Source organism: Rugosimonospora acidiphila (assembly GCF_039543385.1).
Classification (GTDB): Bacteria; Actinomycetota; Actinomycetes; order Mycobacteriales; family Micromonosporaceae; genus Rugosimonospora; species Rugosimonospora acidiphila.
In genome coordinates this window covers 248,877-270,163 of the sequence record NZ_BAABJQ010000010.1, presented here as the reverse complement: position 1 = coordinate 270,163, position 21,287 = coordinate 248,877, and the positions used below count along the sequence as shown (strand labels likewise).

Here is a 21,287-nt window from a genome sequence, read left to right as displayed (position 1 = left end):
TTGGTGGCTTTCCCCCCGCGGGCGGGGGGAAAGCCACCAAGATCTCGCATTCTCCGCCTCACCGGCCCCAGCGATGCCCGTAATGCGCGTTCCGTTAGCGCCGTCGGTGGAGGTGGTCGATGTCCATGGGTGGGAAAGTCGTGGCAGCCGGCCCGGCCAAACCGACCGGCGGGCGGCGGAGCGGTGCTCACGTCGGCGACGACTGCTCCAGTTCGTGGCCGAGTTCCTCCAGTTCCGCGCCGCCGGCCATCAGCCTGGTCACCTCCGCCAGGCCGACCTCCGACTTGGCGAAGTCACCCAGGCTGCGCCCGCGCTTGAGCAGCACGAAGCGGTCCCCCACCGGGTACGCGTGGTGCGGGTTGTGGGTGATGAGGACGACCGCCAGGCCCCGGTCCCGCGCCTGGACGATGTAGCGCAACACCACGCCGGCCTGCTTCACGCCCAGCGCCGACGTCGGCTCGTCGAGGATCAGCAGCCTCGCTCCAAAGTGGACGGCGCGGGCGATCGCCACCGACTGGCGTTCGCCCCCCGACAGCGTGCCGACCGGCTGCTCCGGGTCGCGGATGTCGATGCCCAGGTCGGCCAGTTCGCGCCGGGTGATGTCCTTGGCCCGCGCGACGTCGAGCCGGCGGAGCGGCCCGCGACCCTTGGTCGGTTCGGAGCCGAGAAAGAAATTGCGCCAGATCGGCATCAGCGGCACCATGGCCAGGTCCTGGTACACCGTGGCGATGCCGCGGTCGAGCGCCTCACGCGGACCGGCCAGCCGCACGGGTCGGCCGTCGATGAGGTACTCGCCGGTGTCCGGCGGAAACACCCCGGACAGGATCTTGATGAGGGTGGACTTCCCGGCCCCGTTGTCGCCGAGCACGCAGCACACCTGTCCGGCGGCCACCGCCATGGAGATTCCGGACAGCGCGATGACGCTGCCGAAATACTTGCCGATTTCCCTGACCTCCAGCAAGGGGGTGCTGCATTCGCTCATCGCCGACTCTCCTCTGCCAGCCGCCGGACGAACCGATTGGTGAACACCGCCAGCAGCAGCATGGCGCCCAGGAAGAACTTGAACCAGTCGCTGTCCCAGCCGAGGTACACGATGCCCTGCTGCACCATGCCGAAGATGAGCGCGCCGAGGCTGGCGCCGACCGCGGAGCCGAAGCCGCCGGTGAGCAGGCAGCCGCCGATGACCGCCGCGACGATGTAGATGAGCTCCTCGCCGATGCCGGTGTTGGCCTGTACCGAGGTGAGCCGCAGCGCGGTCATCGTGCCGACCAGCCAGGCTCCGGCCGCGGTACCCATGAACAGCAGCACCTTGGTGCGGGCGGCCGGTACGCCGACGCTGCGGGCGGCCTGCACGTTCCCGCCCACGCTGAAGATCCAGTTCCCGAACCGGGTACGCAGCAGCACCCAGGTCGCCAGCGCGGTGAGCACCACCCACCACAGGATGGTGACCCGGAACCCGACGCCGCCGACGTTCACCGTGGTGGCGAACAGGTCGTAGGCGGGCCGGTAGGCGGGCGCGGTATCGATCGAGTCGGCCTGCACGGTGTCGGTGATGGCCTTGGTGACGCCCAGATTCAGCCCCTGCAGCATCAGGAACGTGCCCAGCGTGATGATGAAGCTCGGCAGCCCGGTGCGCACCACCAGGTACCCGTTGAAGAAGCCCAGCGCCAGCGCCAGCGCCAGGGCGACTACCAGGGCGCCCCAGGTGTTCATCCCGTACTCGCCGGTCAGCACCCCGACGGTCAGCCCCACCGTGCCCACCATCACCCCGGCGGACAGGTCGAACTCACCGCCGATCATCAGCAACGCCACCGGGATCGCCATGATGCCCAGCGTCGAGGCGGGGTCCAGCCAGTTCGCCACGCCCGCACCGGACCGGAACACGCTGGACTGGACCGCGAAGAACGCGAACACCACCACGGCGCCGATCAGCGCTCCGATTTCGGGGCGGGCCAGCAGTTGCCGGGTGACGCCGGAATTTTTGATCCGCTCGTCGACTCCGGCGGTGGTGGCGGCCGCCACTACCGGGTGCCCTTCTCGGTGAGCGCCTCGACCTGCGCCGCGTTGTCCTTCGTGACGAAGCCGGGCCCGGTCAGGATCGGCTGACCGCCGCCGAGCGTGTTGAGGTTCTGCTTGTACAGCGTGAGCAGCACGATCGGCAGGTACCCCTGGGTGTACTGCTGCTGGTCGACCGCGAAGGCGATGTCGCCGGACTGGACCTGCTTGGCCACGTCGGTGTTCAGGTCGAAGGTGGCCACCTTGGCGGCGGAGCCCGCGCCCTTGGCAGCCGCCACGGCAATCGAGGCGACCTGGGCGTTGAGGGTGAGCACGCCGTCCACCGACTTGTCGGACTGCAGCTTGGCCTGGATGGTCGCCTGGGCCGCTTGCAGGTTGTTGAGGTCGACCTGGAGGTTCTCCACGGTGCCGCCGGTCAGGCCGGCCTTGGCGCCGACGCAGCGCTGCTCCAACCCGACGTTGCCGGCCTCATGGATGACGCAGATGAGGTGGTGCACGCCCATCGACGCCAGCTTGTCGCCGGCTCCCTTGCCGGCCACCGTCTCGTCCTGGCCGACATGGGCTATCGCGCCGAACGCCGCGGACTGTTCGGCACCGGAGTTGATGGTGATGACCGGGATGCCGGTGGCGACCGCCCGTTGAACGGATGCCTTCAGCGCGTCCGGATTGGCCATGGAGACCACCAGACCGTCCACCTTCTGATTGATCGCGGCGTCGATGAGCTGCGACTGCTGCTGAGGGTCGCCGCTGCTCTCGTAGGTCACCTTGTCGTTCAGCTGCTTGCCCGCCGCCATCGCACCGTTCTTCACCACCGTCCAGAACGCGTCCCCGGTGCCGCCGTGCGTGACCACGGCGAAGGTGTACCCGCCGCCGGTGCCCGGCGCCGTCCGGGCCGCGTTCTTCTTGCCGCCCTCGCACGCCGTCAGCGCGGTCAGCGCGAGCGGTACCAGCACGAGCGCGGTCAACAGCCGTCGATGCCTGCGCATGTCGCATCCTCCAGTCCCAGGGTCCGCGCGTCGACGCCGGTCAGCCCCAGCGACTCGATCTGGTCGAGGCCGCGCGGGTGGCCGCGTGCGAGGCGCCGGATCCGGCCGGCGCCGGCGAGCCCGATCCATATCTCGAATACTTTCGATAGATCGATATCTACGCCGTACGGTCGAGTTCGGCAACCACCACCACCGCGCCTCGCGCGCCCGGCGATCACTGACCACGCCCGGCGATCACTGACCACGCCCGGCACCGACCGCACCGGGGGCTATCCCCCGGTCCGGAATCCAGGTGATAGCCGCATTCCGCGTGCCGCCTCGGTTACCTACTGTGATCTTCGAGGCCAACGAGGCCCGTGCTCACCTCACCGATGAACGGACGCTCGCCGAAAGCGGCGGCGTTCAGGCACACGGCCAGCGAGGAGGTTCGGTGATCGAGGTCAAGGATCTGACCAAACGCTACGGCCCCACCCTGGCCGTCGACCGGCTCAGCTTCGCGGTCCGGCCCGGCACGGTGACCGGTTTCCTGGGTGCCAACGGGTCGGGAAAGTCAACCACTCTGCGCCTGCTGATGGGGCTGGACCGGCCGGACGGCGGGCAGGCACGCTGGGCATCGCGACCGCGCCGCTCGGCGATCCGGCCGTACTGCTCGGCGATCCGGCCGTACTGCTGCTTGACGAGCCGCTCAACGGCCTGGATCCGGAGGGGATCCGCTGGGTCCGCGGCCTGCTGGCATCGCTGGCGGCGCAGGAGCGGACCCGAGGATCCGGCTCAGACGCCCCGGATCGACCAGGCCCGCACCCCGCCGATGATGCCGGCCGTGTTCGGTACCACCACCACGTCGTCGCCCATCCGGGCCAGCTGCTCCGATCGGATGTGCCGGGAGTTGCCGCCGCCGAGGTAGAGCCGGTCCCACAGGAACACCGGACGGAGCCCCTCCACCACCGCGCGTACCCGACGTGACCACAGCGCGTCGCCGAGGCGCCGGCGCTCCGGCTCGCCGATGTACGTGTCGTAGCTCTGCCCCCACTTCGCCGGGGCCTGCGAGAACTCTATGTGCGGCGCCAGCGTCCCGCCGTCGAACAGGGCGCATCCCAGCCCGGTACCCAGGGTGAGTACCAGCTCCAGACCGGCACCGGCGACCACGCCGGCCCCGTGCACCTCGGCGTCGTTGAGCACCAGCGTCGGCACCCCGAACGCGGCGCCGACCGCGCTCTGCGCGTCGAAGCCGCTCCACGCCGACAGCAGGTCGGAGTCGATCTTGGTCCGCGGCCCGCTCCGGGTGACGTAGTGCGGGGTGGCCACCACCACACCGTGCCGGATCATCCCGGGCATACCCACCGTGACCCGGTCCGGCGTCGGGAACTCCGACCCCAACTCGACCAGGGTCGACACGAACCGGGCGGGCGACAACGGGTACGGGGTGGGCACCCGCTGCGGATGCGTGCGCATGGTGCCCGCCTCATCCAAGATCGAGCCCTTGATCCCACCACCGCCGCAGTCGATGGCCAGCGTCGTCTTCACGATCACAGTGTGCCCGGCCGCCGGACCGGACTCGCTCCGGCCCGGCGGCTCAGTGCCGGTCACTCAACGTGCTGGACGCACCACCCCGGCCGATCCGGTGCCTCGCCGGACCGGTTCGGCCGATGCCACCAGCCGGTTGCCCGGCAGGAACTCGATGCCAGTGGCCGCACCGATCTCCGCCGGGGCGCCCCACTGGTACCCCATCGCGGCCAGCGGACCGGCCTGCGGTGAGGCCAGGAACGACTGCTCCACGTCGGTCGTCGCGGCGTCCCGCTGCGAGGCCCTGGGCGCGGCTATCGCGTCGGGCAGGCTCATCCCGAAGTCCAGCCGGTTGACCAGGATCTGCAGCACGGTGGTAATGATGGTCGCCCCGCCCGGCGAGCCCACCGCCAGGTATGGCCGGCCGTGATCGAGCAGGATGGTCGGGGACATCGAACTGCGCGGCCGCTTGCCCGGGCCGGGCAGGTTCGGGTCCGGCGCGCTGCCCTGGGTCGGGGTGAAGTTGAAGTCGGTCAGCTCGTTGTTGAGCAGGAAGCCCCGGCCCGGCACCAGCATGGCGTTGCCACCGATCTGCTCGATGGTCAGCGTGTACTCCACCACGTTGCCCCACCGGTCGGCCACGGTCAGGTTGGTGGTGCTCTGCTCGTTGCTGTCGGTCACCGTACCGGCCGAGGGGGTGCACCGGCCGTTGGCGCCCGGCACGCCGGGACCGATCGGGGTGGGCAGCGCGTGCGCCTGGTCGACCAGGCAGGCCCGCTGCCGGCCGAAGTCGTTGGTGAGCAACGAGTTCAGCTCGGACCGCGGCGTGTAGTCGCCGACGTAGCGGTTGCGGTCGGCGAATGCCAGCGCGCTGGCCTGGAGGTAGTCGTTGAGCGCGGTGGTGCGCGGCTCGTGCGCCAGGTCGAAGTTCTTCAGGATGTTCAGCGCCTCGCCGACCGTGCTGCCGCCGCTGGACGGCGTGGCCATGCCGTACACGTCCAGGCCGTGGTACGTGACGTGGGTCGGCGCGGGCTGCCGGACCGCGTACGCGGCCAAGTCGGAGGCGCGCATGGTGCCCGGCCGGATGGTGTACGGCCAGGACATCGCCGGGTCACTGGCCACCGGCGGGTGCTGCACGGTGCGCACGATGTCCTGGGCCACTGGGCCGCGGTAGAACTCCTGCACCCCGTTCTTGGCGATCAGCCGGTAGGTCTCGGCCAGGTCGGGGTTGCGGAAGGTCGAGCCGACGGCCGGCGGCGCGCCATTGCGCAGATACAGCGCGCGGGTCGAGGTGAACTGACTGAACGCGGCCGCGTTGCTGCTGACCTGCCCGGCGAACGTGGCGTCCACCGGAAAGCCGTGCGTGGCCACGTCGATCGCCGGGCTCAACGCGTCGGCGAGCGAACTGGTCCCCCAGTTGTGCAGGGCGGTCTGCCAGGTCATCAGCGAGCCGGGAATGCCGGCCGAGATGCCGCTGATCCGGGCCTCCTGGAACGCGTACGGCGCGCCGGTGCCCGGGTCGACGAAGGCGTTCTGCTTCATCGAGACCGGCGCCGTCTCCCGCCCGTCGAGCGTGTGCACGGTGTGGGAACGGGCGTCGTAGTACACGAAGAAGCCGCCGCCACCGATGCCGGAGGAGAACGGCTCGGTCACGCCGAGCGTCGCGGCCGCGGCCACCGCGGCGTCGACCGCGTTGCCGCCGTGCCGCAGCACGTCCAGGCCGACACTGGTGGCGGTCGGGTCGACCGTGGCGACCGCGCCGCCGGAGCCGGTGGCGGTCGGGCCGGGTGGCGGGGCCGAGCCCGGCGAACCGTGCCCGGCCGGCGCCGCGGCCGCGGCCGTCGGCACCGCCAGCACGGCCGCGGCGGCCAGCACCGCCAGCGGGTACCCGTGCCGGCGCCCCAGAATCAGCCTCATGCGTGCCTCCCCAAGTAGCGAAACATCGACATCCCTCTGCCTACCCTCACGGGTACCGGGCCGCAAGTGGGCAGGGCGCGTCGACACGCCGCAATCAGGGATAATCCACAGTGGACTATGAGCCTGAGGGCTTTCCCCGTCAGGGAGTCAGGCGGTCGAAGGTGGCGGCCGGCGCGGAGCGGGGTGCGGGCACCGTCCCCGATCGCGGGCCGGGCAGGGAGAGCGGCCCGCCGTTGAAACGCGCGGCGGTCTCGGCGGAGAACGGGGTGGCGGCGGGCCGCAGCAGGCTCAACTGGCCCACCTCGCCCCGCTCGTGCAGGTCGAGGAACAGGTCGACCAGGTCCGGGTCGAACTGGGTGCCCCGGCCCGCCCACAGCTGCTCGCGCGCCCGGTCCTCGCTCAACGCCGGCTGGTACGCCCGGTCCGAGCGCATCGCCGCCCAGGAGTCGCAGACCGCGATGATCCGTGCCTCCAGCCGGATGCCCGACCCGCCCAACCGGTCCGGGTACCCGGCGCCGTCGTACCGCTCGTGGTGCTGCCGGATGGTCTCGGCCACCGCGTCGAATCCCGGTACCAGCCGGGCCAGCCGGGCACCGTGGTCCGGATGCTGCCGCAGCAGCAGCCACTCCTCCTCGGTCAGCCGGGTCGGCTTGCTGAGGATGGCCTCGGGCACCACGATCTTGCCGATGTCGTGCAGCCGGCCGGCCAACTCCAGCCGCCACCGGATGGCCTCGTCCAGGCCGAGCCGGCCGGACATCATCGTCGCCCACCGGGAGACCGCGGTGCTGTGCTCCTGCGCGGAGAGCCAGAGGTCCACCTGATCGGCGACCTGGCGCAGGAAGTCAACCATGGGGGTCTGGTTAGCACCGGCCGGCGGGGCCGCCGGCGGTGCCGGCTCGCCGGAACCGGCACGGCCGCGCGCCTTGGCCCGGGACAGCTCCCGGTCCACCGCGGCGACCAGCTCCCCGGGGCCCTCGCCGTGGCTCGGGTAGCCCGCCGCGCCGATCGACACGGTGACCATGAGGTAGGTGCTCGACGACACCGTGACCGGGCTGCCGGTGAGCCGATCGGACAGCCGCGCGGACATCGCGGTCAGCTCGTCCGGGCACAGCCCCGGCGCCAGCAGTGCGAACTCCTCGCCGCCGTAGCGGGCGAGCACGTCGCCCGGCCGCGCCGCCTCGCGCAGCCGACGGGCGATCTCCACCAGCGCCCGGTCGCCCGCCGGATGGCCGTACCGGTCATTGACCGAATGGAAATTATCGATGTCGATGACGAACATGGCAACGGCCGACCCGGACCGCCGCGCCCGGGCCACTTCCAGCGCCAGCTGCGCCTCGACGAACTGGCGGGTGTGCAGCCCGGTCAGCGCGTCGGTGATGGCCGAGCGCCGCTGAGCGGCGACCAGCGCGGTGATCCGGGCGATGGTGAGCCCGAACAGCAGCAGGCAGGCCACGGCGGTGGCCGGGATGTCGCGGTACGCGTGGTTGGCGCACTCGACCACCAGCATCACCGGCGCGGTGAACGCGGTGGCGGACAGCGTGGCCACCCGGGTCGGCATTCCATGGGCGCCGCGCACGTGCGAGCGCTTGCCCAGCTTGCTCATTGTCGGGTGCAGCGCGGCCGCGCCCAGGCACAGGTCGGCGATCAGCCACACCGCGCCCAGCGCCCGGCCGGAGGCCTGCGCGCCGTGCAGCCGCTGGACCGAGAAGGCCGTGTCGGCCGCCAGCATCGCGAGCAGGTTGCCGCACAGCAGGACGAACGCGGCCGGACGCCGCCCGGCGCCGAGCATCAGCCGCACCGCCGCCCCGAGCAGCGCCAGATCCATCACCGAGTAGCCGACGGAGACGACCCGCGTGCTCAGCGACATCGCGAAGTGGGAGTGCGGCTCGACCAGGTACAGCCAGTACGGCAGCGCGGCCACCACCACGAGCACGCCGGCGTCCAGCAGCCCGGCCAGGTCCCGGCCCGGGATGCGGGACCGGATCAGCAGACCCAGTCCGAGCACCACCAACGGGTAGTGGGACAGGTACAGCAGGTAGGCAGCTTGTAGCAGCCCGGCGGAGCCGAGCAGGTGCGACGCGAAAAAGCTGGTGTCGGCGCCGGCGTAGACCAGTTGGCCGAGCCCGAGCATCAGCCAGGGCAGCCACTGCGGGGGCCGGTCGCGCCGCAGCCGGAACCCGAGGGCCACCGCCGCCGAGGCGCTGACCAGGCAGTACAGCACGACTTTCGCGCCCCGCAGCGGTCCGACCGCCGGCACCAGATAATAAGCAGCGGTCACGCCCAGCCCGACGATCAGGTAGGCGAGCCAACCGCGCGCCTTCGGCTCCATTGCCGCTTCCCCCACGGTCATCTGATCGAGTCAGGTCACCGTATCGCCGGCCCGCCCGCCCGCGTCATGACCCGACTGCCCTGCCTGTTTTAGATGTGGCGGACTATCGGGCCCCGGACGGCCCCCCGCGCGTCTCGGTACGTGCTAAACCGTAGACCACCCATCGACGGACGCCAAGCGGCGCCACGCTGCGCCAATCACCGCACTGCCCCAGTGACCGCGCTACCTCACTGACCGCGCTGACTCCGTCACCGCGCGGTCTCAGTCACCGCCGGCCGAGGGGCTCGCGCGTCCCGCCGCGGGTCCCTCGCTGATCTGAAGGGTGGCCGTACCGGTCCCGTTGGAGCCGCCGGACAGCTTGGCCCGGGCGACCGTTCCGGCCGGACAGCTGGAGGCCACCGGGTCGCGGCTTACCTTGACCCGGTATCCGCCGGCACGCAGCGTCGCCGTGGCCGAGGAGACCGACTTGCACGTCACGCTGCTCCCGCTCTGCTTGCCGAAGGCCAGCGTGCGCGGCGGCGCGGTGAAGTCCATGCCCGGCTTGCCAACCATCACGTCGTGCAGGGTCTCGCCCACGGCCGGGTTCACCACGTCGGCGTGCGGGTCCACGCCACCGACGTCGTGTTGCAGCCGGGTGGTCTGCGACCAGTCCGGGTCGGCGAGGATGCCGCCCACCGACAGCTGTTTGGTCATCGTTATCAGCGTCGCGGTCTGGTTACCATCGGTGGTTCCGGTCTTACCGGCGACCGGCTTGCCCACCATGTCCCGGATGTTCGCGGCGGTCGCGCCGTCGCACTGGTCGAACGCCGACTGGTCGCCGACCGGGCAGCGCATGGCGTCGACCGCGGCGCGCGACACGTCAACCGGCACCGCCTGGTGGCAGCGCGGGTTCGCGGCGTCCAGCTTGTGCCCGCCGAAGTCACTGATCGAGTCGACCGGCAGCGGCTCGCAGTACAGCCCGTCCGCGGCCAGCGAGGCGTAGGCGTTGGCCATGTCCAGCGGGGTCGTCGCGGACACACCGAGGGTGAAGGCACCCCACTGGCTGGCGTTCGCGGCGAGCGAGGCGTCGGAGGGCGCCCGGAACTGGATGCCCAGGCCCTTTGCCACGTTGACCGCGTTCTGCGCGCCGACCTTTTCCTCCATCGGCACCCAGTAGGTGTTCACCGAGCGCCCCAGTCCGGTCCACATGTTGCGTGGCCCGTTCATGTAGGGCGGGTTGTCGTTGACGGGGCAGTAGTGCGCGCCGTGGCACGACGCCGGGCTGCCCGGCTCGACCGGGTACTTCGACACGTACGGCGACGTGGTGTTGATGGTGTAGTTCAGCTTCACGCCCTGCTCCAGCGCCGCCACCATGGTGAACACCTTGAACGACGAGCCGGCCTGGTACCCGGCGAGGTCGGTGCCGCCGCTGATCAACGGGTTGGTCGTGTTGGGGCTGTTGCCTTTGATGCCCAGCCTGCCCTTGGCCGGGTCGGAGCTGGTCGTGTTGTGCGACTGGTCGTTGCTGAAGTTGCGGTTGGCGGCCATCAGCACGACGCGCCCGGTGCCCGGCTGCACGCCGGCGAGCATCAACGCGCTCGGATTGCTGCCGGTCTGGTCGTACTTCTCCACGTTTTTCTTGGCCGACGCCTGCGCACCCACGTCCAACGAGGTGACGATCGTGTAGCCGCCGGTCTTGAGTCGGATCTCCCGCTCGTACTCGTCGGCGCCGAACGCCGGCTGCTGCAACCACCAGCGGTAGAAGTAGTCGCAGAAAAAGCCCCAGCTGTTGTTGGCGACCAGAGTGCAGCCGTTGGGTGACACCCGGTCGACGAACTTCAGCGGCGTCTTGATGGCGGCCTGCCGCTGCGCCTCGCTGATGTAACCCATCTTCACCATGTTCACCAGCACGTAGTTGTCGCGCCGGTCGGTCGCCTGCTTGAGCCCGCCGGAGGTGGTCGGGTCGTAGGAGCTGGGCGCCTTGGGCAGCCCGGCCAGCAGCGCGGCCTGTCCCAGGGTCAGCGCGCTGGGCGCGATGCCGAAGTATGCCTCGGACGCGGCGTAGATGCCGAAGGCGCTGTTGCCGAACGGCACGAGGTTGAGGTAGCGCTCCAGGATCTGCTGCTTGGTCAGCTGCTTCTCCAGGGACAGCGCGTAGCGCATCTCGCGAATCTTGCGCTCGGGGGTGTCCGCGGTGGCGTCGACCACCTGCTGCGGGCTGGCGGCCGAGTACTCGACGGCCTGCCGCACGTACTGCATGGTCAGCGTCGACGCGCCCTGCTCGGTCTGGCCGGCCTGCTGGTCGGCCACGAGAGCCCGGGCCACACCCTTGATGTCCACGCCGTGGTGCTGGTAAAAACGCGTGTCCTCGGCGGCGACCATGGCCTCCTGCATCACCTTGGCCACCTGCGCGAGGGGCACGTCGCGCCGGTCCTCGTCGTAGAACGTGGAGATCAGCGTCTTGCCGTCGGACGCGTAGACGTAGCTGATCTGCGGCGACTGCTGCACCGTCAGCTGCGTGGGCAGGTCGTCGAAGCCGTCCGCGCCGGTCTTCGCCGCCAGGCCGGAGATGGCCACGACCGGGAACAGCGCGGCGGCGACCACGACCCCGGCGAGCAGACCGCACGCGATCAGCGCCGCGGCGTTCGAGAACAGGCTGTGGTCACGGTTGCGGGAGCGACGTCGCCGGAACACGCATCCAGAGTATGCGACCAACTGCGAGCGTTACGTCCCTCGTCGGGAGCAAACTCGCATCGATTCATGCAACATCAACGCAAAATCATCCATCAATTTTCCGGGTACTCGGACCCGGGCAGTTCCCGCTTGCGCCGCTTGCGTTCCTCTTTGCGGCGCTTCAGCTCGCCCTCGGTGGGTAGCCGCCTGACGTCCACGCCGCCCCAGAACGCCAGCCCGTTGACGGTGATGCGCGGCCCGCCCGTCTGCCCGGCGCCGGACGCCCGGTGGTCGAACCCGCCCATGATGCCGATGCCGTTGACGGTCACCATGGCATCCTCCGGCACGAGCACGCTGATCCCACCCATGAACGCGAACGCCCAGATGGTGATCTCGCCGTCGATCAGGCGCGCCTCGCGCAGGTCGACCTCGCCGCCGCCGAGCAGCGCGAAGCAGGAGAAGGTGCCGGGGGCGGCCCAGGCGCCCTTGCGCTGGAAGCCGCCCATTATCGCGACGGCCGCGCCCTTGGTGGTGGGTGAGCCCGGGGGCCGGACCGGGGCCGGGGCCGGCCCCGGCGCCTGGGGCACGGCGGGGGCCAGCCGCTCGCCGTGCGTGGGCAGGTCGGCGGTGACCGGCTCCAGCTCCGCGTAGGTGCGCGCGGCGTAGACGACGGCCAGCCGCTCGTCCAGCTCGTCCAGCGCGAGCCGGCCCTCCCCGGCCGCCCGGTGCAGGATCTCGGCGACCCGCTGGCGGTCCGCGTCGGACGCGCGCAGTTGCCCGCGGTCAGCGGTCCCGGCGCGACCGGGGGCGACGGCACCATCGGGAGCCGTGGCGCCACCGGAAGCCGCGGCGCCACCGGAAGCCGCGGTGCCGCCGGTGGGCTCGGCGCGGTTGGTGGGTTCGGCGCGGTCCGGGGTCTCAGCCATGCCGCTCAGGGTAGCGGCCTGCCGTCCCCGCTACGACCTGCCAGCAGGTGCAGCAACGCCTCGCCGTACGCCCGCTCCACGCTCTCGGCCGAGAACTCGCCGGCGAGCCCGCGCACCAGGTACCCGTCCGGGGCGCGCTCCAGCGCCGTGAACGCCAGGCCGAGCAGTTCGCGCAGCTGGTCCTCGCGCGGCAGCCACACGGCCTCGTCCTTGTCCAGGTCGTCCAGCGCCCGCTGGGTGGTGCCGTTGAACCCGATCACGGAGCCGTCGGGCACCTCGTACACCTGGATGGTCATGTTGCTGAGCACGAACAGCTCGTCGTCCATGTCGCGGTCCGGTACGGCGAACCAGTCGCCGGCGTTCGGCTGCCACACCAGTCCGGCGTCACGCAGCCGGATAGCGAGATCGAGGGGGATCATCTTCCCATCGTGCCCACCCTCGGACGCGACGGCCATTCTCGTCACGCGATCCGGCGTGGGTGCCGTGGGTGTCACGTCAGGGGCCGGCCCGCCGCGCGGACCGGCCCGACCGCTCACTCCTTCGACAGCCCGTCGATGCGGGCCATCTCGTCCTCGCTCAGCGAGAAGCCGAACAGGTCGAAGTTCTCCTTGATCCGACCAGGGTTCGCGGACTTCGGGATCACCGGGATGCCGTGCTGGACGTGCCAGCGCAGCACCACCTGCGGCACCGTCACCTGGTGCCCATCGGCGATCTCCACCAGTAACCGGTCCCGCAGGTGGGTGCCCTTGAGCGGGCTATACCCCTCCACGACCACCCCGCGGTCCCGGCTGTCGGCCAACCGGCCCGGGTCGTGCTGGGCGGGGCTCCACGGGATCTGGTTGACCGCCGGCGGCTGCCCGGTCGCCTCGATCAGCTCGTCGATCTGGTCGGTGCGGTAGTTGCTGACGCCGATCGCCCGGACCAGCCCCCTGTCCCGCACCGCCAGGAACTCCCGCCACATCGGGGGGGCCGCCCGGCCCGCCGGGGGCCAGTGCACCAGCCACAGGTCGACGTAGTCCACGCCCAGCGCGTTCAGGCTGGCCGTGATCGCCTCCCGCTCCCGACCGGCGGCGCTCGGCGGCGCCTTGGTGGTGATGAAGACCTCGCCGCGGGCCAGCCCGGTGTCCCGCAGGGCACGGCCGACCTCCTGCTCGTTGCCGTAGTTCGTCGCCGTGTCGATGTGCCGGTACCCGGACTCGAGCGCCTGCCGGACCGCCTGGTAGGCCTGCTCACCGCCCAGCTGCCAGGTCCCGAAACCGACGATCGGCATTGATACGTCGCCAGCCAGCGTCACCGCCGGCATCTCCCCTGCCTCCATGCGAACATTGTCCCCAACCATGAACGGGCGAAACGATCGGCTCCGCCTGACACGCTTAGCCAATGTTGGACAGTCAGCCGCCCTCGCCGGAGACCACCACGGAGGCCGGGCGCAGCTGGCGGTCCCCGTCGCCGTACCCGGGCCGCAGCACCCGCAGCACCACCCCTGGCGGTTGGTCGGCGGGGCACTCCACGCTCAGCGCCTCGTGGGTGACCGGATCGAACGGGACCCCGATCTCGTCGTGGCGCGGGTAGCCGAGTTCGGACAGCACCGCGACGGCCTGGTCACGGATCGCCCGTACCCCCTCCACGACGCCGCCCTCGCCGCTGCCGGCGTGCGCCACGGCGAGATCGAGGTTGTCCACCACCGGTAGCCACGCCGCGACCACCTGGCACCGCTCGTTGGCCTGATCCCGGGCCATCTGGCGGTCGTAGCGCCGGCGCAAATTGTCCAGATCGGACATGGCCCGGCGCCACCGCTGTTCGATATCCGACAGTTGCTCGAGCCCCGGCGGGGCGCCGGAGGGCATCCGCGGCCCCGCGGTCCCGGCCGTCTCCTCCCGCCGTGGACCCGACAGCGGGACGCCACCGGGCTCGGGCTGGCTGCTGGGGTTCACCGCGCCTGGGGCCCCGCGTCGGTGTTCACGTCGATCACGTCGTCGCCCACCAGCCGGTCCGGGGCGCCCATCCGGACCCTGGAGCCGAGGGTGACCAACCCCTTGGCGATCTCGCGCAGCTCGGTGTTCATCGACTCGATCTGCTCCAGCGGCGCCTGGTCCTCCATCGCCTGCCGGGCCTGAGCCAACAGCGTCTCGCTGCGCGCCTTCTCGTGTACGGGTACGTCGTCCTCCAGCTCGTCCAGCCGGCGTTCGACCAGGTACGCGACGGACTCCAGCTCGTTGCGCATGTCGATGAGCCGGCGCATCCGCCCGTCCTCGTCGCGGTTGCGGTTCGCGTCGGTCACCATGCGGTCCACCTCGACCCGGTTCAGATCCGTGGTCCTCGTGATGGTGATGTCCTGCGCCGACCCGGTGTGCGTGTCCTTGGCCGCCACGGTGAGCATGCCGTTGACATCGATGTCGAACGTGACCTCGATCTGGGGTACGCCGCGCTGGGCCGGCCGGATGTCCTCCAGCAGGAACCGGCCGATCAGCCGGTTGTCCGACGCGCGTTCCCGCTCCCCCTGCAGCACCACGATGGACACCGCCGACTGGTTGTCCTCGGCGGTGGAGAACACCTCGCTGTGCCGCACCGGAATGGTGGTGTTGCGCTCGATCAGCCTGGTCATCACGCCGCCGAGCGTCTCCAGCCCGAGCGAGAGCGGGATGACATCCAGCAGCACCACGTCCGGGCCCTGCCCGGTCAGCACCGCGGCCTGGATCGCCGCGCCCATCGCCACTACCTCGTCCGGATTCACGCTCATGTTCGGTTTCCGGCCGCCGGTCAGCTTCCTGACCAGCGCCTGCACCGCCGGCATCCGGGTGGAACCGCCGACCAGGATGACCTCGTCGAGCTGGTTGGGGCCGAGCCCGGCGTCGCTCAACGCCTGCCGAACCGGCTCCACGCACCGGTCGAGCAGGTCGCGGGTCAGCTCCTCGAACCCGTCCCGGGTGACGGTCTCGCACAGGTGCTTCGGGCCGTCCCCGCCGGAGGCGATGAAGGGCAGGTTGACCTGGGTGTGCGACACCGAACTCAGCTCGACCTTGGCCGCCTCCGCGGCCTCGAACAGCCGCTGCCGCGACTGCGGGTTCTCGCGCAGGTCGATGCCGTGTTCGCGCTGGAACCCGGCGGCCAGGTGGTCGACCAGCCGGCGGTCGAAGTCGTCGCCGCCCAGGTGCGTGTCGCCGGCCGTGGCCCGCACCTCCACCACGCCCTCGCCGACGTCGAGCACGCTCACGTCGAAGGTGCCGCCGCCCAGGTCGAATACGAGCACCGTCTCGTTCTGCCGCTTGTCCACCCCGTAGGCCAGGGCGGCGGCGGTCGGCTCGTTGATGATGCGCAGCACGTCGAGCCCGGCGATGCGGCCGGCCTCCTTGGTGGCCGCGCGCTGCACGTCGTTGAAGTACGCCGGCACCGTGATCACGGCCTGGGTGACCTGCTCGCCGAGGTACCGGCTGGCGTCCTCGACGAGCTTGCCGAGGATCTGCGCGCTGATCTCCTCCGGGGCGTACTGGTCGCCGTGGATGTCGAACCGCGCCATCCCTTCCGGCCCCGGTACGACGGTGAAGGCCACCGTCTGCGACTCCTCGGAGATCTCCTCGTAGCGCCGGCCGACGAACCGCTTGGCGGAGAACGCGGTACCACCGGGATTGAGGATTGCCTGGCGCCGGGCCAGCTGCCCGACCAGGCGCTCGCCGTCGGTGAAGGCGACCACCGAGGGGGTCGTACGGGAGCCCTCGGCGCTCACGATCACCATCGGCGACCCGCCCTCGACGAGGGAGATCACGGAGTTCGTGGTCCCGAGGTCGATACCGACTGCCTTGACCATCCCTGCGTGCAACCTCCCCCGTGTCCCGCTCGGGCCACCTCGGCGGGCGAACGTCTTCCGTAGCGCCACGATCTGCACTAGCCGGGTGATCCCGGTTCGCCCGCCGCGGATGAACGTCCTCGCCCGGTGCCGGTTTGCGCCGCCGCGCCGGGGATAACGCAAGAGTTGGTTGTTCGAGGTCTCCACGGGGGTGGGACGGGTGCCTCAAGATCACCCGGAGGTCAATTTCACCAACAGCGTCGGTAACATTGGCATTGCTGACAATACCGACATCGCTGGTGAAACCGCAGGTCATCCGGTCGTTGACGACGACGCCGCTCGCCTGGCGGGCGCCGTCGGCGCCGAGCCGCTGCTGGTCTCCAAGCTCGCCATGCCGCCGCTGCCCGGTAGCCTGGTCAACCGGTCTAGGCTGCACAACCTGCTCGACGCCGGAACCCGCGGCCCGCTGACCGTACTGGTGGCGCCGGCGGGTTGGGGCAAGACGGTGCTGCTGAGCACCTGGGGACGGGAACGCGGCGGCACCGGCTGGCTGTCGCTCGAACCCGACGACGCGGGCGAGCGGTTCTGGTGTTACCTCAACGCCGCCCTGGACTCGGCCGGGGTACCCGGACCGCTGCCGGTACCCGGGTCGAGCGGGTACCTCACCGAGCTGGCCGGGGCGCTGTCCGGCCTGGCCGAGCCGGCGGTACTGGTGCTCGACGACTTCCACCACGTCCAGGACGCCGGCGTGATGTCCGGGTTGGAGTTCCTGCTGCGCCACGCGGCCAGCGGACTGCGGCTGATCCTCGCCACCCGGGTCGACCCGGCGCTGCCGCTGCACCGGCTGCGCCTGCGCGACGAGCTGACCGAGGTGCGCGCCGCCGAGCTGTCGTTCACCGCCGCCGAGACCGCGCGGCTGCTGGGTGAGCAGGAGCTGGCGCTGCCGGGCCCCGCCCTCGACGCGCTGCAGGCACACACCGAGGGCTGGCCGGCCGGGGTACGGCTCGCCGCGCTGTCCCTGCGGGAGCACCCGGACCCGGCCAGGTTCGCCGGCCACTTCGCCGGGGACGACCCGACCGTCACCGAGTACCTGATCGGTGAGGTGTTCGAGGACCAGTCCCCCGGCATCCAGGACGCGATGGTGGACACCTCGATCCTGCAAGGGTTGTGCGGCGGGCTGGTCGAGGCGCTGACCGGGCGCGACGACGGCGACCAGGTGCTCGCCGAGCTGTCCCGGACCAACACGTTCGTGGTGCCGCTGGACTCCCGGCCGTCGTGGTACCGGTACCACCGGATGTTCGGGGAACTGCTGCGCGCCCGGCTGCACCGGCAGGCGCCCGAGCGCATCGCCGACCTGCACCGGCGGGCGGCCCGCTGGCACGCCGGGCAGGATCAGCCGGTGGACGCCCTGCGCCACGCGCTGGCCGCGCAGGACTGGGGATACGCCACCGGGCTGCTCGTCGGCAACTGGCACCACCTGGCCCGGTACGGGCACGACGAGCAGCTGCCCGCGCCCATGCCGCCGCCGCCGGCCGACGCCATCCGGGCCGACCCGGAGTTGGCCCTGGCGTACGCCGCCGAACGGTTGGACCTGCGCGACCTGGACACCGCCGAGGGGTACCTGCGGCTGGCCGACGGGCACCGCCACCTGCTCGACGAGGACCGCCGGGACCGGTTCGCGCTGATCACGACGGCGCTGCGGCTGGCACAGGCCCAGCAGCGCGGCGACGCTGCGCAGACCCGGCGCGCGGCGCTCGCCATGCTCGACCTGCTCGGCCCGGTCGCCCCTGTCGGGTCGGTCGCCCCGATCGGATCGGTCGGACCGATCGGGTCGGTCGGACCGATCGGGTCGGTCGGACCGATCGGGTCGGTCGGACCGGACGGCGCACTCGGGCAGGACGGCGCACTCGGGCCGGACGGCGCACTCGGGCCGGACGGCGCACTCGGGCCGGACGGCGCGGACGGGCCGAACGGCGCGGACGAGCCGACCGCGACCGGGGCCGGAACGACCGCCGGAGCGGGAACGGTTGGCGGGGCCGGAACTGTTGGCGGAGCGGGAACTGTTGGCCGGGCCGGAACTGTTGGCGGGGCGGGGGGTTCGGCCGAGGCCGGGCCGGCCGCGATCGCGCTGGCCGCGCTCGGTACCGCAGAGCTGACCGCCGCCGACCTGAACGCGGCCGAGGCCGCCCTGCGCACCGGCCTCGCCCACGCCGAGGCCGCCGGGCTGTCCTGCCCCCGGCTCGTGTGCGCCAGCACCCTCGCGTTCGTCCAGGCGGTACGCGGCGAGTTGCGCGCCGCCCAGCGCACCGCGCAGGATGCCATCGCCCTGCCGCCCTGCCCCGGCCAGTCCCGGGCGGTGCACCGCGGCTACGCGTACCTGGCGCTGGCTCTGGTGGACATCCAGCGGGACCGGCTGGGCCGCGCCCGTTCCGAGGTGGACTTCGCGGCCGGCGCGTGCGAGCCGGGTTCGGAGCCGGTGCTGGCCGGCTGCGTGGCGGTGGTCTCCGCGCAGCTGCTGCACGAGCAGGGCGAGCTGGCCAAGGGGTACGAGGTGCTGTCGGCCGGGCGGCGCGATCTGGCCGACCGGCCACCGTCGGCGTTCCTGGAGCAGTGGTTCGCGGCGGTCGAGGCCGACCTGCGCACGGCCCACGGCGACGCCGAGACGGTACGGCGGCTGCTCGCCCACACCCCCTCCGGCGGACCGTCCCGCCCGCCGCAGCCGGGGGCTCTCCAGCACGGGGCCACTCAGCTCGGCACCGCCCAGCACGGGACCACTCAGCTCGGCACCGCCCAGCACGGAACCGCCCAGCACGGGCCGGTGCGGCATGGATCCGGCGCGCCGCCGGGCGCCACCCGGCAGGTGTCGGCCGCGCCCGGGGCCGCCGGGCAGCAGGGGCCGGCCCCCGCCCCGGCGCGCGACCCCGCGCTGGCGGTCGCCCGGGCCCACGCGTACCTGCGCGACGGCGATCCGGCGGCCGCGCTGCGCACGCTGCACGGCTGGCACGAGGAGGCCGGCGCGCCGCTGCCGGTCCGGCTGTCCGCCGGGCTGGTCGAGGCGCTCGCCACCCGCCGGGCCGGCGACACCCGCCGGGCCAGCCGGACGCTGGAACAGGTGCTGCGGCTGGCCGAGCCCGAGGGCTACCGGCGGGTGTTCACCCGGGCCGGCGCGTCCGCGCGGGAGTTGCTCATCGAGCACCTGGACTCGGGCACGGCCTGCTGGTCACTGGTGAACGAGCTGGTCGCGGCCGGCGAACGGCCGGCGCCGGCCGACCCGGGCGCGGCGGCGCCGGCCACCCTGGCCGAACCGCTCACCGAGCGCGAGCTGACCGTGCTGCGGTACCTGCAGAGCATCCTGTCGAACACCGAGATCGCCGTGGAGATGTCCCTGTCGGTGAACACGGTCAAGACGCATGTCCGCAACATCTACCGCAAACTGGACGCCGCGCGCCGCCGGGACGCGGTTCGCCGGGCTCGCGAACTGCACCTGCTGTGACGGTTCACCGCGTGAGGGTGAGGGGACCTCACCCGGTACGGCGCAACGATCGGCGGGTAGGCGTCAGGAAGGGTATCCGCAGATGACCGGCCCATCGGTGACTCGTACCGACGACCAGATCCAACGGGATGTCCTGGAGGAGTTCAGCTGGGACGCCCGGGTCCAGCCCAACGAGATCGGCGTGACCGTCAACGACGGCGTGGTGGCCCTGACCGGCTGGGTGGACAACTACGGCAAGAAGTGGACCGCCGAGCGCACCGCGCACCGCGTCAACGGCGTGCGGGCGGTGGCCAACGACATCGAGGTCAGGCTGCCCAGCTCCGCCGAGCGCACCGACGCCGACATCGCCGGCGCGGCCACCCGGGCCCTGGAGTGGGACGCCTTCGTGCCGATCGAGCGGCTCGACATCACCGTGGCTCGCGGCTGGGTGACGGTCAAGGGCGAGGTCGAGTGGGAGTACCAGCGCCGCTCGGCGGAGCGGGCCGTACGCCGGCTCTCCGGCGTGCGCGGCGTGACCAACCTGGTCACGGTACGGCCCCGCATCCAGCCCTCCGCGGGGGAGCTGCGCCAGCGCATCGAGGACGCGCTGAGCCGCAACGCGGAGACCGACGCCGAGCAGGTCAACGTCGACGTCGAGACCGACAAGGTGATTCTGCGGGGTTCGGTGCGCTCGTGGGTCGAGAAGCAGGAGGCCGAGCGGGTGGCCTGGTCCGCCCCCGGGGTGACGTCGGTGGACAACCGGATCGCCGTCACGCTCTGACCCACCATGATCACGGCCGGCTCGTCAACGGGGGACGGGCCGGCCGACCTCATCCCTGACCGGCGTCGGGCAGGCCCGGCCGGACCGCACGGGGCGGGATCAGAAACCGCTCCCCCGCCCTCCCCTCTTCGCCTAAGGTCGCTGGGATGAGACCTGTGGCGCTGGTGACCGGGGTCGGACGACGGGTCGGCATCGGCGCGGCCATCGTGGCCCGGCTGGCCGCCGAGGGCTGGGACATCGGTTACTCGTACTGGCGGCCGTACGACCAGCGGATGGTCTGGGGCGCCGACGACGAGGCCCCCGAACGGATCGAGCACCAGCTCGCCGAGCTGGGCGCGCGCGGTCACGGTGCGCCCGCCGACCTGACCGACCCCGAGGCCCCGGCCCGCCTCCTGGACGAGGTGGTCGGCGCGCTCGGCCCGGTCCGGGCGCTGGTCATGGCGCACTGCGAGTCGGTGGATTCCGGCCTGCTGAACACCAGCCTGGAGAGCTTCGACCGGCACTTCGCGGTCAACACCCGGGCCTCCTGGCTGCTCATCCGCGAGTTCGCCCGGCGCTACCGGGAGCCCTTCGGCGCCGGGCGCATCATCGCGCTGACCAGCGATCACACGGTCGACAACCTGCCGTACGGGGCCAGCAAGGGCGCGCTGGACCGGATCACCATCGCGGCCGCGAAGGAGCTGCGCCACCTGGGCGTGACCGCCAACGTCATCAATCCGGGCCCGGTCGACACCGGCTGGATGACCCCGGAGTTGATCAAACGCTTCACCGAGGCGACCCCGCTGGGTCGGCTGGGCGAGCCGGTGGACTGCGCCAACCTCGTCGCGTTCCTCTGCTCGCCGCAGGGCGGCTGGGTCAACGGCCAACTGCTGTACAGCAACGGCGGGCTGTAGCCCGCGCGGCGATCACCGGGCGGCGCTC

16 protein-coding genes and 1 pseudogene are annotated in these 21,287 nt (G+C 71.6%); 4 read left to right on the top strand and 13 right to left on the bottom strand.

Going from position 1 to position 21,287, the window contains the following annotated elements:
* Positions 1–187: 187 nt before the first annotated feature.
* The 4 genes from ABEA87_RS19470 to ABEA87_RS19455 are packed head-to-tail and all read right to left on the bottom strand — an operon-like array spanning position 188 to position 3,265.
* Complete coding sequence (locus ABEA87_RS19470) at positions 188–982, bottom strand: ATP-binding cassette domain-containing protein (RefSeq protein ID WP_345631419.1); 795 nt, start codon at positions 980–982, stop codon at positions 188–190.
* On the bottom strand, positions 979–2,022 hold the full coding sequence (locus tag ABEA87_RS19465; protein WP_345631417.1) for an ABC transporter permease: 1,044 nt from the start codon (positions 2,020–2,022) through the stop codon (positions 979–981). Before ABEA87_RS19465 ends, ABEA87_RS19470 begins: the two co-directional genes overlap by 4 nt.
* Entirely contained in the window at positions 2,022–3,002 is a 981-nt protein-coding gene (locus ABEA87_RS19460) for a sugar ABC transporter substrate-binding protein (RefSeq protein ID WP_345631415.1), read from the bottom strand. The genes ABEA87_RS19465 and ABEA87_RS19460 overlap by 1 nt, the downstream gene beginning before the upstream one ends.
* Positions 2,978–3,265 carry a hypothetical protein gene (locus tag ABEA87_RS19455; protein WP_345631413.1) on the bottom strand — a complete coding sequence of 96 codons (288 nt, stop codon included), beginning with the start codon at positions 3,263–3,265 and terminating at the stop codon, positions 2,978–2,980. The genes ABEA87_RS19460 and ABEA87_RS19455 overlap by 25 nt, the downstream gene beginning before the upstream one ends.
* A 167-nt stretch (positions 3,266–3,432) precedes the next feature.
* On the opposite strand from ABEA87_RS19455, the pseudogene ABEA87_RS19450 reads away from it, so the two are divergent.
* Positions 3,433–3,761, top strand: a pseudogene (locus ABEA87_RS19450) (ATP-binding cassette domain-containing protein); the annotation flags it as partial.
* Between the two features lie 12 nt (positions 3,762–3,773).
* Here the strand turns inward: ABEA87_RS19450 and ABEA87_RS19445 are convergent.
* The 9 genes from ABEA87_RS19445 to dnaK form a co-directional block, all read right to left on the bottom strand.
* Positions 3,774–4,526 (bottom strand): ROK family protein, encoded by a 753-nt coding sequence (locus ABEA87_RS19445; RefSeq protein WP_345631412.1) that lies wholly within the window; start codon positions 4,524–4,526, stop codon positions 3,774–3,776.
* 63 nt (positions 4,527–4,589) lie between these two features.
* Positions 4,590–6,422: a gamma-glutamyltransferase gene (gene ggt / locus ABEA87_RS19440; RefSeq protein ID WP_345631410.1), complete on the bottom strand. Its 1,833-nt coding sequence runs from the start codon at positions 6,420–6,422 to the stop codon at positions 4,590–4,592.
* A 139-nt stretch (positions 6,423–6,561) separates the two neighbouring features.
* Entirely contained in the window at positions 6,562–8,751 is a 2,190-nt protein-coding gene (locus ABEA87_RS19435; RefSeq protein ID WP_345631408.1) for a diguanylate cyclase, read from the bottom strand.
* Between the two features lie 261 nt (positions 8,752–9,012).
* Positions 9,013–11,424, bottom strand: coding sequence for a transglycosylase domain-containing protein (locus ABEA87_RS19430; RefSeq protein WP_345631407.1), 2,412 nt, complete (start codon positions 11,422–11,424; stop codon positions 9,013–9,015).
* A gap of 92 nt (positions 11,425–11,516) precedes the next feature.
* Positions 11,517–12,329 carry a DUF1707 SHOCT-like domain-containing protein gene (locus ABEA87_RS19425; protein ID WP_345631406.1) on the bottom strand — a complete coding sequence of 271 codons (813 nt, stop codon included), beginning with the start codon at positions 12,327–12,329 and terminating at the stop codon, positions 11,517–11,519.
* A gap of 5 nt (positions 12,330–12,334) precedes the next feature.
* Positions 12,335–12,748 carry a pilus assembly protein CpaE gene (locus ABEA87_RS19420; RefSeq protein WP_345631404.1) on the bottom strand — a complete coding sequence of 138 codons (414 nt, stop codon included), beginning with the start codon at positions 12,746–12,748 and terminating at the stop codon, positions 12,335–12,337.
* Between the two features lie 113 nt (positions 12,749–12,861).
* Positions 12,862–13,647, bottom strand: a complete 786-nt coding sequence (locus ABEA87_RS19415) for an aldo/keto reductase (RefSeq protein ID WP_345631402.1) — start codon at positions 13,645–13,647, stop codon at positions 12,862–12,864.
* A 73-nt stretch (positions 13,648–13,720) separates the two neighbouring features.
* Entirely contained in the window at positions 13,721–14,263 is a 543-nt protein-coding gene (locus ABEA87_RS19410; RefSeq protein WP_345631400.1) for a nucleotide exchange factor GrpE, read from the bottom strand.
* On the bottom strand, positions 14,260–16,134 hold the full coding sequence (dnaK, locus tag ABEA87_RS19405; protein WP_345631399.1) for a molecular chaperone DnaK: 1,875 nt from the start codon (positions 16,132–16,134) through the stop codon (positions 14,260–14,262). The genes ABEA87_RS19410 and dnaK overlap by 4 nt, the downstream gene beginning before the upstream one ends.
* Before the next feature lie 199 nt (positions 16,135–16,333).
* On the opposite strand from dnaK, the gene ABEA87_RS19400 reads away from it, so the two are divergent.
* The 3 genes from ABEA87_RS19400 (at position 16,334) to ABEA87_RS19390 (ending at position 21,259) form a co-directional block, all read left to right on the top strand.
* Complete coding sequence (locus ABEA87_RS19400) at positions 16,334–19,606, top strand: helix-turn-helix transcriptional regulator (RefSeq protein ID WP_345631397.1); 3,273 nt, start codon at positions 16,334–16,336, stop codon at positions 19,604–19,606.
* 82 nt (positions 19,607–19,688) lie between these two features.
* Positions 19,689–20,366 carry a BON domain-containing protein gene (locus ABEA87_RS19395; protein ID WP_345631396.1) on the top strand — a complete coding sequence of 226 codons (678 nt, stop codon included), beginning with the start codon at positions 19,689–19,691 and terminating at the stop codon, positions 20,364–20,366.
* A 146-nt stretch (positions 20,367–20,512) separates the two neighbouring features.
* A complete protein-coding gene (locus ABEA87_RS19390) occupies positions 20,513–21,259 on the top strand; it encodes an SDR family oxidoreductase (RefSeq protein WP_345631395.1) in 747 nt (248 codons plus the stop codon).
* The last annotated feature ends 28 nt before the right edge of the window (positions 21,260–21,287 follow it).